General features: G+C 43.4%; 17 protein-coding genes. All 17 read left to right on the forward strand.

Annotated features, from left to right (window positions below; translation table 11 throughout):
- Positions 1-99 precede the first annotated feature (99 nt).
- Entirely contained in the window at positions 100-717 is a 618-nt protein-coding gene (locus OIM59_RS10545) for a TetR/AcrR family transcriptional regulator (RefSeq protein ID WP_249081728.1), read from the forward strand.
- Between the two features lie 102 nt (positions 718-819).
- Entirely contained in the window at positions 820-1,926 is a 1,107-nt protein-coding gene (locus OIM59_RS10550; protein WP_303896584.1) for a site-specific integrase, read from the forward strand.
- A 113-nt stretch (positions 1,927-2,039) separates the two neighbouring features.
- The gene (locus OIM59_RS10555) at positions 2,040-2,594 is read left to right on the forward strand and encodes an imm11 family protein (protein ID WP_303896586.1); all 555 of its coding nucleotides are present in this window, start codon (positions 2,040-2,042) and stop codon (positions 2,592-2,594) included.
- A gap of 76 nt (positions 2,595-2,670) precedes the next feature.
- Positions 2,671-3,474 (forward strand): hypothetical protein, encoded by an 804-nt coding sequence (locus OIM59_RS10560; protein ID WP_303896588.1) that lies wholly within the window; start codon positions 2,671-2,673, stop codon positions 3,472-3,474.
- A gap of 74 nt (positions 3,475-3,548) precedes the next feature.
- Complete coding sequence (locus tag OIM59_RS10565) at positions 3,549-4,250, forward strand: PoNe immunity protein domain-containing protein (protein ID WP_018712179.1); 702 nt, start codon at positions 3,549-3,551, stop codon at positions 4,248-4,250.
- Between the two features lie 11 nt (positions 4,251-4,261).
- Positions 4,262-4,783 (forward strand): hypothetical protein, encoded by a 522-nt coding sequence (locus OIM59_RS10570; RefSeq protein ID WP_018712180.1) that lies wholly within the window; start codon positions 4,262-4,264, stop codon positions 4,781-4,783.
- Positions 4,784-4,876: 93 nt separating this feature from the next.
- Positions 4,877-5,416 (forward strand): DUF6756 family protein, encoded by a 540-nt coding sequence (locus OIM59_RS10575; RefSeq protein ID WP_303896591.1) that lies wholly within the window; start codon positions 4,877-4,879, stop codon positions 5,414-5,416.
- A gap of 60 nt (positions 5,417-5,476) precedes the next feature.
- The gene (locus OIM59_RS10580) at positions 5,477-5,911 is read left to right on the forward strand and encodes a DUF3997 domain-containing protein (RefSeq protein WP_303896593.1); all 435 of its coding nucleotides are present in this window, start codon (positions 5,477-5,479) and stop codon (positions 5,909-5,911) included.
- 67 nt (positions 5,912-5,978) lie between these two features.
- The gene (locus tag OIM59_RS10585) at positions 5,979-6,599 is read left to right on the forward strand and encodes a hypothetical protein (RefSeq protein WP_303896595.1); all 621 of its coding nucleotides are present in this window, start codon (positions 5,979-5,981) and stop codon (positions 6,597-6,599) included.
- Positions 6,600-7,166: 567 nt separating this feature from the next.
- Positions 7,167-7,688, forward strand: a complete 522-nt coding sequence (locus OIM59_RS10590) for a hypothetical protein (protein WP_303896596.1) — start codon at positions 7,167-7,169, stop codon at positions 7,686-7,688.
- Between the two features lie 1,534 nt (positions 7,689-9,222).
- Positions 9,223-9,618: a sodium transporter gene (locus tag OIM59_RS10595; protein WP_303896598.1), complete on the forward strand. Its 396-nt coding sequence runs from the start codon at positions 9,223-9,225 to the stop codon at positions 9,616-9,618.
- Positions 9,619-9,794: 176 nt separating this feature from the next.
- Entirely contained in the window at positions 9,795-10,661 is an 867-nt protein-coding gene (locus OIM59_RS10600; RefSeq protein WP_303896600.1) for a helix-turn-helix domain-containing protein, read from the forward strand.
- An 87-nt stretch (positions 10,662-10,748) separates the two neighbouring features.
- Positions 10,749-13,157, forward strand: a complete 2,409-nt coding sequence (locus tag OIM59_RS10605) for a hybrid sensor histidine kinase/response regulator (RefSeq protein WP_303896602.1) — start codon at positions 10,749-10,751, stop codon at positions 13,155-13,157.
- Positions 13,145-14,455 (forward strand): sigma-54 dependent transcriptional regulator, encoded by a 1,311-nt coding sequence (locus tag OIM59_RS10610; RefSeq protein ID WP_303896604.1) that lies wholly within the window; start codon positions 13,145-13,147, stop codon positions 14,453-14,455. The genes OIM59_RS10605 and OIM59_RS10610 overlap by 13 nt, the downstream gene beginning before the upstream one ends.
- Before the next feature lie 297 nt (positions 14,456-14,752).
- Positions 14,753-15,196, forward strand: a complete 444-nt coding sequence (locus tag OIM59_RS10615; RefSeq protein ID WP_303896606.1) for a dihydrofolate reductase family protein — start codon at positions 14,753-14,755, stop codon at positions 15,194-15,196.
- A gap of 218 nt (positions 15,197-15,414) precedes the next feature.
- A complete protein-coding gene (locus OIM59_RS10620; protein WP_303896608.1) occupies positions 15,415-16,032 on the forward strand; it encodes an RteC domain-containing protein in 618 nt (205 codons plus the stop codon).
- A gap of 79 nt (positions 16,033-16,111) precedes the next feature.
- Positions 16,112-16,270, forward strand: coding sequence for a hypothetical protein (locus OIM59_RS10625; RefSeq protein ID WP_164470529.1), 159 nt, complete (start codon positions 16,112-16,114; stop codon positions 16,268-16,270).
- Positions 16,271-16,326 lie beyond the last annotated feature (56 nt).

The raw sequence follows: 16,326 nt of genomic DNA on the forward strand, positions 1-16,326 counted from the left end.
GACAAAGCGTCGGGATAACATTGGCATATAGTGAATAAATGACTATCTTCGCACATTGCTATTAACTTACTGAAGAACAAACCAAAAAAGCCGTAAGAAATGATAATAAACAACCGGGAAGAGGTGATAGACAAGGCATTCAGGGTATTCCTGAGAATGAACTACGAAAAAGCAAGCATCAGTACACTGGCAAAAGCCTGCGGAGTGGTCAAGACAGGGGTCGTATATTATTTTCCGCATAAGCTGGACCTGTTTGTAGCCGTGGCAGACAAATATGCCATCAACCTGCAGACACCTGCAAAGAAGTTTGCGGAACCGGCCGATACGCTTGCCGGATTCATCAGGCAGTATGTAGAAGGGGTAAGGAATGCCATGGAAAGAATCCTGGAAGTCGTCAGGAGCGGTGGCGAGGTGGAAAACGAATGCTGTCCGAACTTCTACTATTTCCATTTCCTTTTTCAGGTGCGGATGTATTATCCCGGAGTGAGGGAAAAGATGGAAGGCATCTTCCGTCAGGAATATGAAATGTGGAAGAAAGTGATACGGCATGCAATTGACATCGGAGAGATAAGGAAGGATACGGATGTGGAGAAGACAGCCGCCCTGTTCCGTCAGACATTTATGGGAATGTCGTATGAGGAGTCATTTTTTGACGGACTGAATGTGAACACATTAGAAGCGAATTTCGAGTACCTTTACTCGATGCTAAAGGCCTGATTTCCGCTTTTTTGCAAGATTAACAAAAATATTTTTGAACAACCGTTCAAAAGATGATTTTTTTCTCTTATCTTTGGGGACAATGAAGCAAACTCCAAAGATATGGAACAGAAATGCCTGCCACGCGAACAGATCGTCCTGTATCCGGAGGAAAGGGACGGCAGACACTGCATAAGGATAGATTATGCGGGCAGCCGGAGAATTGCCGAACTGCTGGCCGTGGACAGCAATGTGCAGACTGACAGCACAGGCTCAGCCCATTTGGATGCAGAGGGATTCAGCCTGCCCGATTTCTACGACCGCTACTCCCCGCACGCCTATATTGATTACAGCAGGGTTTATGTAAGGCATCCCAAACCCAAAAGGGAATACACACTGCCGGAAGGCTATCTTGAGCTGTTGGAGCGGAAACGGTACAGCCCATCGACCATAAAAACCTATCGTGCCTATTTCAGCGACTTTATGGAATACCATAAAGGCCGCAACATCGACCGCCTGAAAGTGGCTGACATCAACAAATATATCCTCTATCTTGTAAACGAAAAGAAAATATCGGTATCGCAGCAGAACATGCGCATCAACGCCATCAAGTTCTACTACGAGCAGGTAAAGGGCGGACAGCGCCAATACTATGGCGGCATTACCCGCGCGAAGGAATACAAGTCACTGCCCGAAGTGCTGAGCCGTAATGAGGTGGCCCGTATCCTCGCATGCCTGTCGAACCGGAAGCACCGCTGCATGATTTCATTGATATACTCAGCCGGATTACGGCGGAGCGAGCTGCTGAACCTCACCCCGAAGGACATCATAAGCGAAAGGATGCTTGTGCGTATCATGGGCAAAGGACGGAAATGCCGGTATTCGCTGCTGTCGGAAAAGCTGCTGAAGGATCTGAGGGAATATTTCAAGGAGTACCGTCCGCAGAAATGGCTGTTCGAGGGAGATACACCCGGAGAACAATATTCCGCAAGTGCGCTGGTAAAGATACTGAAAGAAGCCGCCAGCCGTGCCGGAATCAAGCACCGGGTACATGTACACATGCTTCGCCATTCGTTTGCCACCCACCTGCTGGAGCAAGGAACAGATCTGAGAACCATACAGGAACTGCTGGGGCATAATGACATCAAGACTACCTCAATCTATCTTCATGTGACGAGCGCACACAAGTCAAGCATACCCAATCCGCTTGATTCACTGGATGATTCATAGGGTGCAGCTATTAGAGATTAGGAAACACACCTGCCGGGTGTCGGTTATCGAAATATCCTACACCTAAAGGTGCATTTATAAACAAATTATCAGTAATTTAATAGTATGAGATTATGAAAATATATAAAATCGGACAAGACTTTGATAATTATAAGTTCTTCGTATTCAAGGAAAATGATGAATTGAATAAAGGTATATGGGATTTTAGAGGTCAATCACTCATTAGTGGATGGAAAGGTCTTAACTTAGAATTATTTAGAGATAAAAGTAAAAAGAAAGACAAGCGAAGTGAAGACTTTGATGCTTCTTGTTTTTTTTCAGGTCATCTGATAGTAAATAAAAGAACCTCTTTATTGCTCTCTGAAAAGCTGAAAGACCAGATAGAAGTTTTACCAGTCAATGTGGTTGGAAACACTTCAGATTATTATTTTATAAATGTTCTAAATATGGTAAAAGCCTTAGATACAGAGTCTAAAAGCAATGAAGAAATCTTGATGATGGTGAGAGAAAATAACTGTGTCTTTAGTAAAAAAAACATCGAATCATATATCATATTTCGAGATAGTATATTTAATGGTAGTTATTATTGTACAGATGAATTTATAGATTTAGTGAAACACAATTCAATTACTGGATTAAAATTTACCTGTGCAGGTATTGCTGAATAAACCACTGATAACAAGCCAAGTTAGCTGCTTAACGCAGCTTCTTGTCAAACCATTAGCAACAAAAGAAATAATAAATATGGCGATTGACGGTACAGACATATTGGAAAGTGATTTAAGCATAGATGTTCAAAATGAAATATTGGACAGATATGATAGCGGGCAACCGGCAGATGAAATTAGATCGTATCTAAAAAATGAATTAGATAATTTATCATCTTCATTAGATTTAGAGATTTATATTTCTACTACATGTCTTACGCTCTGGAAAATTGGGCTATTGGATGATTACTTTTTAAACCGACTTAAAACTATAGTGGATAACGGAGCTGATATGGCTTGGGCAGAAATAGATAAGACAGCTATTTCAAAAAGAAATATAGCACTCCAAAAGTTACTTAAAAAGGTAAGTGTACCCATCTTAAAAGTACGAAAGCCGAGAAAGTATAAGACGCTCATAAATAGACTTTTTACAAAGGGAGAAGTAATTGCCTTTCAAATTGATAACAAGTATCGCTGTTTCATATTTGAAGATTTTTATCAATACAGGAAAGATGCTTATTATGCTTTTGTTCCTACTACTTACAATGACTATCTAAAGCCATCAATAGATACGATTTTGATAGAAGAAGTTCCTGTAACAAAAACTAATGCTATGGGAAGTTTTGGTGTACGCAAGTTATCTCTATATTATACGGATGTAGAGAAGTTGAAAGATAATTTTATATCAATCGGACATTTAAGTCTTGATTTGGAGATTGAGCAATTAGGTTTCAACCGTCAAATAACAAGTGTCAATGGATTGAGCGAATTGGAGCATCAAATCAATGATATTCTTGAAGGAAATAAAATTGAACTCTATGCTTGTTATGAACTAAAGTAAAGTTGCTAACAAACCGGGATAACGCTAAACAGCGTTCCCCGCTAAACCATTAACATCAAAAACAGTGTACCATAATGGAAATAAGAGATAAACTTTTTACAGAAGAACAGTATTTGAAGCAACTGAAAATGTATGATGAAGATATTAGTTATTATGAACAAATGCATCTTTCAGGAAAACATATAGGTTACGATTCTTTGTTCAATTATAGGCTTCGTTATTTACTGGTACAGTATTCTATGGGACAGGATATTGATAATCTGAAAAATAATTATGTGGAAACCATCAAAACGATGCCGAGATTTTGGACGGATAACGGATTTTATATTGAAATGTTGTGGCTTCTGTCAATAGGTATCATGTTGGATTATGAAGATGACCTTATACAGAGTTTAGTGCAACTGATAAAAGACAGAGAAGCAAAAGACTATATTTATGACACCTTGATTAGATACAGATTCCCAGATTGGGAAAGGACTACAAACAAAGTATTATATCCGTCACCCTATCAAGCTGCTATTACTGTTACAGAGTTGGCAGAACAAGATAAGGCAGAAGCTGTGAAACGATTGGAAAAATACCTCAAAAAAGAATGGTATCGAGGTCATTCTGATTTATCTTGGCACGACGACCATAAATATGGTATTAATCATGACGGCTATTGGAGTTTTGAAAGCGGTGCATTGGTCAAGGTCTTGGGGCTGGATGATAGTAGCCTGAAAGGGTTGCCCTACTATCCATACGACATGGTACACTGGAACGATAACATTAAATAAAAAGATAAGGTATGAGTTACTCTGTTTGTGCATATTTGACAGAAGCCGATAGGGTAAAGTCTGTTTACGGAACTTGTGATAATCTGCTGCTTAACCAATTAAAGGCGGCACTGAAGCAGGAACTCGACAGTTTGAACGATTATTTCAGCGATAGGCTGAGTACGAATATGGGTGCTTATGCGGCGTTGGCTGACATAGTGAACGGGAAAATCCGTTATCCCGAAATGGCTTTCCTATACGGATATGTGTATGAAAAGATTTGCAACCATTATGGGACGCAAATCTACTGTGCGGAAAACCTTTGGCAACTGGATAGTCAAAGTACATTCATTCCTATTCCATTGAGCGATGATTTTCCCTATATCATCAGCATACCCGTTTCAGATTTGGAGAGCAAGAGGGCGGAATACAGTTCGCTGCAAGAGGGTAACGGTATCGGTGATTACGATTACGAGCAGGAAATGGACGACTTGAATTTCATTTTCGATGAAGCCATTGAAGTGCAAAAAGACCTTGTTATTATGGTGTATTGATATGGTACACTGGTAGAATAAAATGTGATGTTAATAACGCAGGGTAACGGCAAGCCGTTCCCTGCTGAACCATTATCAATAAAAGTGTGAAATATGGATAAAAATCAAATATTAGAAAAGGTTGGCTGGAGAATAAAAGTAGAACCATATTCACAATATGGAATATCACCACATGGAATAATATTAAGTACGGTAGATGATTCATTTTTCAAAGAAATAGAACGTACAATCGAAGATAATCATCTTCCATTTCAGAAAATAGAAGATGCAGATAAAAAGATTTTGGTGCAAAGGTTATATGACACATTTGTAATTGGAAACCCTTATGCATTATGGTTGAGTTTTAGATATGTGCCATATAGTATAGATTGTAACATGGAAGACCCTTACTTTCATCTATTGGATTTAATAGATAAAAATACCGTTTTCTATTTCTTTATTGATTATGAGCATGTTGGATTTGTGGTTTACAAAGCAAAATTGTCTGATATACATATATTTATTGGTAATTGCGAAGGGCTTGACGAATATTATTTAGTAACAGAGGATTTCATGGAACTGTATAGTATAACAGACCATGATGATTTGCTTTATATTGACGTGAGAAAAAATGAAATGAGAAATGATAATTGATAATAAACCGGGATAACGTTTACAGCGTTCCCCGCTGAACCATTAATAATAATTGAGCGCATGAAGACAGTTATATCATTACTCTTTTTATTGTTGCCCCTAATGCAAAGTTGTGGGTTCGTATATGAACGACACCTTACCGGGAACTATTATTTGATAGCAGTAGATACCAAAGAAGATATGGATGTGTGTTATCACCGACAAAACGATGATGATGCGCCTTATACGGGAATAACCGGAGCAAGTGTTTACGCAGTAGGATATGACAATGATTTTATTCTTGTCAAGGCATATCGTGCTTTGAAGGATAGCATAGGCATTCCCTTACCCCGTTATGATAAGAATACAACCGAGTATTACATCATTCCCGTAAATAACACACAAGAAGCATGGGAAGCACAAGAAAACAAGTTAGGGGCATTCAGTAAAAAGGACTTTGAAGTTAAACGGAAAGAATTGGGAGTGTCGGATGATATAACTTTCAAGAGGCTATAAATATATTATTAACAAGAAAAGATAACGTCTTACGCCGTTTCTTTTCAAACCATTATCAGCAACACTTATGATTATGCATAAAAAAATAAAATCAAAAGGTTCTATAATTAAATATGAGCCGTTATCTAAGCAATGGTCAATAATATCAGGTGAACTATTTTATTTTAATAATGATTCTCATCAGTTTGAATTAGATTTGAATCCTTATGGAGACCCAGAGCCTGTTCCAATATCGGATTTGAGAAATCAAAAGGATAAGCTGACATTTAATATAGTACTCAATTCAGAAAGAGTGGATTATACTATTTGCAGCAAGTACAAATCTGACCAAATTATCTATCAAATGATGATAGATTTGAATCAAAAATTTCAATATAAGCCGAATGAAATTGATAAGTTTTATGTCGAATTTGAGAAATCAACGTTAAAGAGAATTGAACTGATTAGGTACAACGGCATGAAAATAGACAAATCATTAATTATAGTTTTTGATAAAGAAGGTGATTTTGTTATTAAATATCCTTTTGAAAAATTGATATTGCAATCTATAGATATTGATGAGACTTCTATTATTTGTAGGACACCTGACGAATTGATTGAATGGGAACCAAATATTCAGCCATTAATATTTAGTTATATCCGCAAAATAATTACCACCGGCTTAGATAAAGCTGATAACAAAGCGTGATAACGCTTGACAGCGTTCCCCGCTAAACCATTAGTGATAAATGTGTATGATATGGATATAGCGAAAATTATATATATTAGTTTAACAGTACTGACTACGTGGGTGTTTATGAGTACAGCAATTCCGATTGATACTTATAATCATCTTTTTGGAGTTATGGGCTCTTATATCTGCGCAGGCTGCTCTGCATTGTTTGCAAGCTGGATTGCATGGTGTTGGATACGCCCATTTTCTTATAGTAAGTATTTATTGTGTGGTCTGTTTACCGCATTTCTATTTCATGTGGGTTTGACTATTTGTTGCAGTATTCCAATTATCATTTTATCTTGTCGTGGAATTCATGTGTTTAGTACTGAACCTATAACTCTGAGTGGTGTATTAAGCTATATCTTCTCTATTTTCATAATGACATTCTACTTTGTAGGTCTTTTTTCTTTGGGACTATGCTTGCTAATTGCAAGTATTACCAAGATAATAGTATGGAAATTGAATATAAGTAAGAATATCACTAATAATGCAGGATAACGGCAAGCCGTTTCCTGCTGAACCATTAATAGTAACATGAGTATGACAAAAATAGAATTGACCCCCTTAAAGGGAATACATATCGCAGAAGTTGGAACAATAGAATTTGGAATGACAGCTAACGAAGTAAAAGAAATCTTAGGACAGCCTGAACAAGGAGAGGACTTCCAACTATTCTATTTCTCTATGGAACTTCGTTTGGATTTCAATTCGAAAAAATGTTTAGAATTCATTGAAATTATATCAGGTCCATATCCAAAAGCCATTAATCCAATATTATATGCTGTCAATCCTTTTGAGTTATTGGCAAATGAATTAGTGGATTTGCTGATACAAAAGAACGGCACTGATATTGACTATTCAGAAGCTCCCGAATGTTATGCTTTCAGAAGTATTTCCGTTGGAATATTCAGAGAGTTCTCAGAAGAAGCCGTACAACAAAGTATAAAGGAATCTAAGGAAAACGGAATGTATGATGATGAGAAAGATTGGCTTTTAGATGATTTGGAGAAAAGCAAACACTTTTGGACTGTAGGCATAGGTATGAAAGATTATTATGAGTAATTTACTATTAACGAGCCAAGATAGCTGCTAACGCAGCTCCTTGTCAAACCATTATGAACAGTAGCAATATATGATACATAGAATATTAGGATATTTATGGTATAAGACAGAATACTTAATCCGACATTCAGATTCTTGGCATGTCCCAGATGTGTTAAGTATTGTAATTATGTTTTACGGAGTAGATATAGCTTTGATATATTGGGCAGCTACAAGTGTTAATCCGGGACCACTTTTTCTGCTTGCCTTTCCTCTTGTATGGATTATTCTGTATATCTATTATCATTATAAACGACGGTATTTGAAAATTCGAGAGGACGAATCGTATAAGAAATATTCCAATATATGGGTTATTCTATTTTTAATATTACCGTTTATTATTCTAATTGTATTGCTGTTTATGGCAGATAAATTTTATATGCCATATTAATCTTTTATAATAAAATAAGTTCATAACAAGGTTGAGATAACAGCTAACGCTGTTTCTCACCAAACCATTAATATTAAATGAGAAAAAACGATGAATTGGTATAAGTATTGGTATTACACAATTTTCTTTATCTACGATTCATTTTGTAAAAATTTAGAATCAAACAAAGTTTATGCAGCTGGTTTGTTTAGTCTATGCATATATATGATTATTGCATTGATTAATAGTTTATTATACATTTTGTTTGATTGTAATTTTATGAAACATTTATGCCATATTTATACCCATTTATTGCTATTTACTATTATTTATTTCTTTAATGGCTTCCTTTTTTGGTCGGAAATGAGGGCAAGGCAAGATCGTGGAATATATAGAGAGATAAATTGTCAAAGGAAAAATCGGAATTTTATTATACTAACAGTTGTTGTATTTGCGACATATTTTTATGTGTTATTCAATCATACAGAATATTTCATATTAATATATTAGATATAAGGGTGATTTTAGAATATATTGAAAATGAAAAAAAGAAAAGAGACGATAAGTCGTTTTGAGTTAAATAACTTGATACGAGAGGGTAAGAAATACAGGTATTATTTTTTTGATTATCTGTATTATCGGTTGTATGTTGGTTATCGGAGACATAATGAACCTGCACGTATCAGTTCCTGTCTCTTTTTAGGGATGATTTGTATAATACTGTTTGGCTTTTTAGGTCTTTTCTTTAACATAGTACTGACTTATGATTGGTTATTAGACAACTTTACCCCCATTCAGGTGAAAAGAATATTTGTGGGGTTAGGAATTTTTTTCCCTATTGCATTTTTTATTCGATACAATCGTAAAAGGACTACCGCTATACTTTTGAAATACAAAGGCAATATATGGAATAAGATAATTCCTGCATGGATAATATATTTGTCTCCTATATTAATATTCTTTATATGCATATTGATGTGTAAAATATTATTTCATCTAAAAATGATTTGATGTTTAAGAGATTAAATATAAAAATCCGCTAACATGGTAAAACCAACAGCAGAACACTGTTGCTCACCCATTCATTACTGACAAAAATAAATCAAGATTTTAGAACAACAGCTTATGAAAAAGATTATTGATGACCTGTTTTACAGGTATTATATGGTTTGCTTAAAAAATAAGGAGTTCCCTCGTTTTGGAGCCACCTGTATATTGGCAGAAATTATTATGATGGCTTATTTATTTGCCGTACTGATACTGTCGTTTCTCTTAACGGGAGATTTCTTTTTACCCAATACATCCGGGAGAACAAGAATTATAATAGGAATAATAGGCTCGTTTCTTCCTTGGATTGTCATATATCTACATTACAACAAAAAAAGAATAAACGCTTTATTAGAAAAATATCAGGACAATAGATACAATACCAAATATTCAGACAAGGCGGTGTTAAGCCTCAGTTATATAGTACCAACAGTAGGGCTGATTCTGATGCTGTTACTTTATCAGTTCAGATAACTGCGGATTACGGGCAAATTAAATGTCCGATATTCAGTCTTGCCCATAAGACAATATGATATATGTATTCCGAATAGAAACCGTGCATTGATTTTTGTCAGGATTTGGAACAATAGTCCAGCGACTCCACGCTACTTTTGCCGGGAAACCATTATAAACCATTAAAACAGAGAAAGATGAAGCTGAGAATTACAGAAGCGGTGCTTGCGGAGGCATACAGGGCAAAAGTGTGCAGGGAACGGATGGAAGAACTGGCGGAGAGCATACGGAAGTCGGTGAAGGAACGGCACTCGCTGCCGAAGATGAGAATACGGCTGGCGGAGTACGGCAATGACACGGAACTGATGCTGGCGGCAGTGAGCGCACTGCGAAAGGATAAGGAAGCACCGTCGGCAAGGGACAGGGATTTCAGGGCATGGATGCTCATGCTGTGCCGCTCACGCGAGTATGAAGTGATCTGCTACATGTGCAATGAACTGACGGATGCATGGGAACGGAAATACCGGACACGGGAAATGCTGGTGCTATGCGACGTGCTGCATACACTGAAAGGCCATGCACGTACGAACGAGATGACTAACAGGGTATGCGACTATTTCTTCAGGGAAAGACGCAACAAGCTGTATGGCAAGACTTTCCGCATAGAGGAAAAGGATATGGCATACGCCGAGAGCAGGCTGCCGGAACTGGACAAGGCGGTATTCCGCATGACAGTGAACCACTACAGCCACCGCACATTCGTGGCGGAAGAACTTGCCGGACTGTGCGGCATGGGCTATTCGCTGATGCGGCGCAAGTTCAAAACATACTACGGTATGGGGCCATCGGAGTGGCTGCGCCGGGAGCGGATAAGGCGCATAGAGGAGGATATGGAATACCGGGTGGAACTGCCGCTGAAGGAAGTAGCCGAGCGCAACGCCTTCGGCTCGGCAAGCAATTTTGCGGACTTCTGCCAGAAGCAGACCGGAATGAGTCCGTGCGAACTGAAAGCCATAGGATATGAGAAATGGGAGAAGCGCAGGATGGATTTCTGGAACCAATAAAAACGCGCACTGATTTTTATCAGAATCTGGAACATCCCTTCGGGAAGGTTCCACTAACTTACCGCCTAAAAAACAATCCGAAAATACATGAACAACAATACATTTTCAAGATGGAAGGAATCCCTCCACCTGAAAATCCTGTCGGGCTATCTCATACTGGGACTGCTCGTACTGGGCATCATCACGGCCGTATGGTATGAAAAGCAGGTATTTGAGCAGGCAGAGGCAGAGGAACGCAGCCTGCTCATGCAGCGTGCTGCCGCCAGCGAAGCATACCGGGGACTGATTACACTGTTTCTGGACAATGACCGCGCAATGCTGTGGGACGACTCGGACATGGATACATACGACCGGCGGGAATCGCACACGATGGAGGTGATAGACCGGCTGAAAGGCTACTACGGAGAACCGGCGCAGATAGCAAGGATAGACACGGTAGTAAGACTGCTGCACGAGAAACGCAGGCTGATCGAGCGGATGGTGGATATGCCGACTACGGCGTACCGCATGGACAGCCTGCTGGAACGCCACCTGCCCGGACTGGAGCAGACGGCATCGGTACGGACAACGACAGTGACGGAACGCACCGAACCGGAAGAGGAAAAGAAACGGGGCGGACTGTTCGGCCTGTTCCGCAAGAAAAAGAAAGAAGAACCGGCACGCACGACCACACGGGTGAGCACGAGGCCCAACACCCGGCATATTGCGGAGATGCGGCGGTTTGAGGAAGAGATGCGTACGGCACTGGCAGAGCAGGAACAGGCATTCTCCCATCTGTCGGACTCACTGAAAATACGCAACAGGATACTGAACCGGAACCTTTCGCGGCTGATACGGGAAATCGGACAGAACGAGACGGAACGCATGGAAGAAAGGCACATGCGGGTGGCGGAACTGAGAGAGACGGCATTCGCACTGATATGCTGCATATCGGCGGCAGGTGTCCTGTGTGCGGTGTTGCTGTATGCAGTGGTCCGGAGGGACATCCGCCGCCGCACCAGAGACAGGAAACAGCGAGAGGAACTGATAGAGAGCCTGCGCAGGTCGGTCCGGGAGAATGAAGAGCTGATAAAAAGCAGACAGAACATCATGCAGACGGTGACGCACGACCTGCGCTCGCCGCTGACCGCCATACGCGGCAATGCGGAACTGATACTGAAGGACGGGAACCGGGAGGCAACGGCGCTGCACGCGGAGCATATACGGCAGTCGGCAGAGCGTATGGGAGCACTGATGGAGAACCTGCTGGACTACTACCGCATAGACAACGGAAAGGAGACCGTCAGGGTGAAGCCGTTCAGACTGGCGGGCGTGGCGGAAACGCTGGAAACGGAGTTTGCCGCACGGATGGAAGAGAAACGGCTGGAGTTCAGGGTGAACAACGCCGCTGACGAGGTGGTCATGGGCGACAGGAACCTGATACTGCGTATCGGCAGCAACCTGCTGTCGAACGCACTGAAGTTTACGGAACGCGGGGGCGTGACACTGACCGCCCTGTATGCCGGAGGGAAATTCACGCTTGCGGTGGAAGATACCGGAGGAGGAATAGACAAGGACAAACGGGAACAGATATTCAAGCCGTTCGAGCGGCTGAGCAATGCCGCCACGCAGGACGGATTCGGGCTGGGACTGTCGATAGTGAAAAGCCTTGCGGAACTGATGGAGGGCAGCATATCGGTGGAGAACATACGGAACACGGGCAGCCGCTTCAGCGTGGTGCTGCCGCTGCCCCAGGCGGAGAAAGCCGGAGAGACAGACCGCAAGGCAGCAGCGAGGCGGACAAGACTGGGCGGATGTTCGGTGTTGTCGCTGGACAACGACAGCATCATACTGGGGATGATACACGACATATTCGTGCAGAACGGAGTGCACTGCGACACCTGCACGAGCACGGGGGAAATGGCGGAGAAGCTGCGCGAGGGACACTATGATCTGCTGACCACGGATCTGAAGATGCAGGACGCAAGCGGCTACGAGGTGCTGGAACTGCTCCGCACGTCGGACATAGGCAACTCACGCACCATCCCCGTGATGGTGGTGACCGGCTCGAAAAGCATCACGAAAGAGGAGCTGGCAGGTGCGGGCTTCAGCTCGGTGCTGTACAAGCCGTTCTCCATCGACGAACTGCTGGCAGCCGCGGAAGAATGCATCGGCGAGGACAGCACCCCCCGCATAGATCTCGGCCCGCTGTTCGCATACGGCGACAAGAGGCAGAGGCTGGAATGTCTGGTCAGGGAGACGGAGAAGGAAATGGCCGCCATACGGGAGGAAGCGGAAAGGTGTGACAGGGACAGGCTGGACTACTGGATACACCATATCCGCAGCTCGTGGATGCTGATACATGCCGAAGGACCGCTGCAGGAGCTGTATGACGTGCTCCACGGAAACGGGACGGCAGAAGAAATCAGGGAGTATGCCGGAAAAGTGACCGGTCAGGGCGAAACGATCATCCGGCTCGCCCGAAAGGAAATGGAGAAAACGGTATGGGAAGAATAATAGTGATAGAAGACAATCCGGTATTCCGCGACCATGTCTGCGGAATGCTGGAGAAGGCAGGCTACAGGACCCGCACGGCATACGATTGTGCCGGGGCACGGAGGCTGCTGGAGGAACTGGACGATGGGGACATCATCGTGTCGGACCTGCGTCTGCCCGACGGGGAATGTACGGAAGTACTGGAGCGGATGCGGGAAACGGGTATCAGAAACCCGTTTGTCATCATGACCGATTATGCGCAGGTCGCGTCGGCGGTCAGCTCCATGAGGCTGGGAGCCGAGGACTATATCCCCAAGATCCTGCTGCAGGAAAAGCTGCTTCCGAGGATAAGTGAGCTGGTACGCAAATCGGAAAGAAGGCATACCATGCCCATACTGGAGCGCAGAAGTGCCGCATTCCGGACCATCGACCGGCGTATCTCACTGGTTGCCCCGACGGACATAGGGGTACTGATACTTGGAGAGAACGGTACGGGCAAGGAACACGTAGCAGAAAAGATACATGCGCAGAGTACCCGGCAGAAAGGTCCGTTTGTCGCGATAGACTGCGGTATGCTGACACGGGAGCTGGCGGCATCCGAGCTGTTCGGATACGAGAAAGGCGCGTTTACGGGAGCCATAACCGGAAAGAAGGGCTGCATGGCAGAGGCTGACGGCGGCACGCTGTTTCTGGATGAGGTGGGCAACCTGCCCGCTGAGGTACAGCAGAAACTGCTGCGTGCGCTGCAGACCAAATGCTATCGTCCGACGGGCTGCACCCGCGAGCGGAAAGCGGACGTGCGCATCGTGGCGGCGACCAACGAGAATCTGGAGAAGGCAGTGGAGGAAGGACGTTTCCGGCGGGACCTGTATCACCGCCTGAAGGAATTTGTCATCAAGATACCGCCGCTGCGGGAGTGCCGGGAGGACATACTGCCTCTTGCGGAGTTTTTCCGGGAGCTTGCCAACGAAGAACTGGGACGGCATACGGAAGGATTCGACAAGGAGGCGGAAAAGGAACTCATGAGGCGGATGTGGGCAGGAAATGTGAGGGAGCTGAAACAGACGGTGCGTTCCGCCGTCCTGCTGACGGAAGGAAGGCTGATAGGCGCCGACAGGCTGGAAGCGGAAAGTACGGCACAGGCAGGCAGCTCCCTGCTGCTGAAAGACGGGAATGAGGAAAGGGAACGCATCGTGCGGGCACTGGCACAGGCGGACGGGAACCGCGAAGTGACTGCCGGACTGCTGGGTATCAGCCGCACGACCCTGTACAACAAGATGAAAGAATACGGTATCATGCAGAAAAAGAGCGAAAAATGAGAAAATCTCGACTGAAAATCCTATTTTTGCATGAACATAGGAGAAAAACGGTACGGAGAAACACGGTTTCCCGTACCGACTAAGATATAGTATAGAATAAGACCGCAAGGCGTTTCAAGTGTAAATCTGGTAAATTGAAACTGAAAGAGACAAATTGCGTGATGCTTATGCTATGCCTGGGCATAGCGTGCATTCACGTGCTTCTTTCAGGGGTTTTACCAGAACCCACACTTGAGGTAGTGTGACTTGCACGCTACTTTTTTATATACGGTTTCCGGTCGCAACAGAATGACCGCTATGGCAAAAGTCCGATTACTCGCCGTCCTGACAATGGACGGCTGTCCGGCAGAAACAACCGGTCTGTCCGGGCGATGGCTTGGTTCCGACCAGTATGGGATAGGTGCGCTGAAAGAGGCTGCCACCTGCGTTCTGACGGAAGACACGTCGCTGACACTCCTCTCCTGCCGGATGGAAAACACCGGCGATTCCCTGAACTATCTGATAGAAGCAACCGAAAAGACGGCAAGTATCATTAACGGCATGATACGGATGCGGCTTGTGGATGAAATCATCCTATACATGGTTCCCGTCATTGCGGGAAACGGCAGCAGGCTGTTCCAGTCGTCGCTGCCCGAAAGCGAATGGACATGCACGGGAAGCAGACAATGGAAGGACGGCATGGTACGGATAGCCTACGGACGGAAAACACCCCGCCAACGGGTGGTGACGTTCGGAAAATGAACGCTCGGGACGTTCAAAAAGTGAACGTACGTTCAGATTCTGAACAAAAAATGAGGCGACGGTAAAAGCTCAAAAAATATTTTCAGCAAATATTTCGCTGAATATCAGTGTGATATATTCATGCGAAAAGAAAAACACTCTCGCAGGACCGCTATTTGTCCCATAGTTTTATGTGCGCACACTTCAAACCAAGTGTAATAACATAAAACTGAAAGAAAATGGAACACCTCATATTGACAGAAACAGACTTCTTTCGTCTGATAGACAACCCCGGCTCTACCAGACTGGGAACCGCGTACAATGAGTTCACAACTACAGTCGTATCCATGTGTAAGGAAACGGAAAGTACCTGCCGGACAGTTTTCGCACTGAGCTATGCGGAAACGGAACTGCAATACCACGATGCCATGCAGGAGACGGACTCCAGCCGCAGCATGTATGTGAGAAAGGCGCTGTCGTTCGTGCGCAAGATGCTGAAGTATTACCCGGTACGACTGTATAGAGGCGGAGCCTTTGACGGAGGTGAAAAGACAAACCAGAGGCAGGACGAAGCCGCAGCGATGCAGTGGACGGGAAGCACGGCCGAGCTGGTGGAACTGATTTACGGTCTGGACGAAATGAAGCTCATCAATGGAGGGGAAACGGGCATCAAGGAGCTGCTGGCGAGATTCTGCCGTATGTTCGGTGTGGAGATAAAGGAGAACCAGTGCTACAACACCTATGCGGACATCAAGCGGCGGAAGAACGAGAGCCGGACGTATTTCTTTGACAGGGCGGCGGAACGGCTGAACCGCAGGATGATGCGGGACGAGGAGGCGGAACGGAAGAGGCGGTGAAATAAGAAAAATCTGCCTTTACCGTAATTATCCATAAGAAAAGAATACCTTTGCAGAAACAATTATAATACAATATATTATGGCATTAGAAATCAAAGCAATTCCTACGCTGAAAGGGAAAGAAGCCGAACGTTTCGTGAAGGAAGCGGACAAGGCTTACCAAAAGAAGGAGAAAACAGATTTCAGCAAGCAGGTGAAAATAGCCCGTGCCATATTGAAAAAAGCCAATATGTTGTAAGTATGGGACTCCTGTTAGATAAATGCAGTTTCTCTCCATAAGATGAGAAAGCTATT

This window comes from Bacteroides mediterraneensis (genome assembly GCF_025993685.1).
GTDB classification, from domain to species: domain Bacteria; phylum Bacteroidota; class Bacteroidia; order Bacteroidales; family Bacteroidaceae; genus Phocaeicola; species Phocaeicola mediterraneensis_A.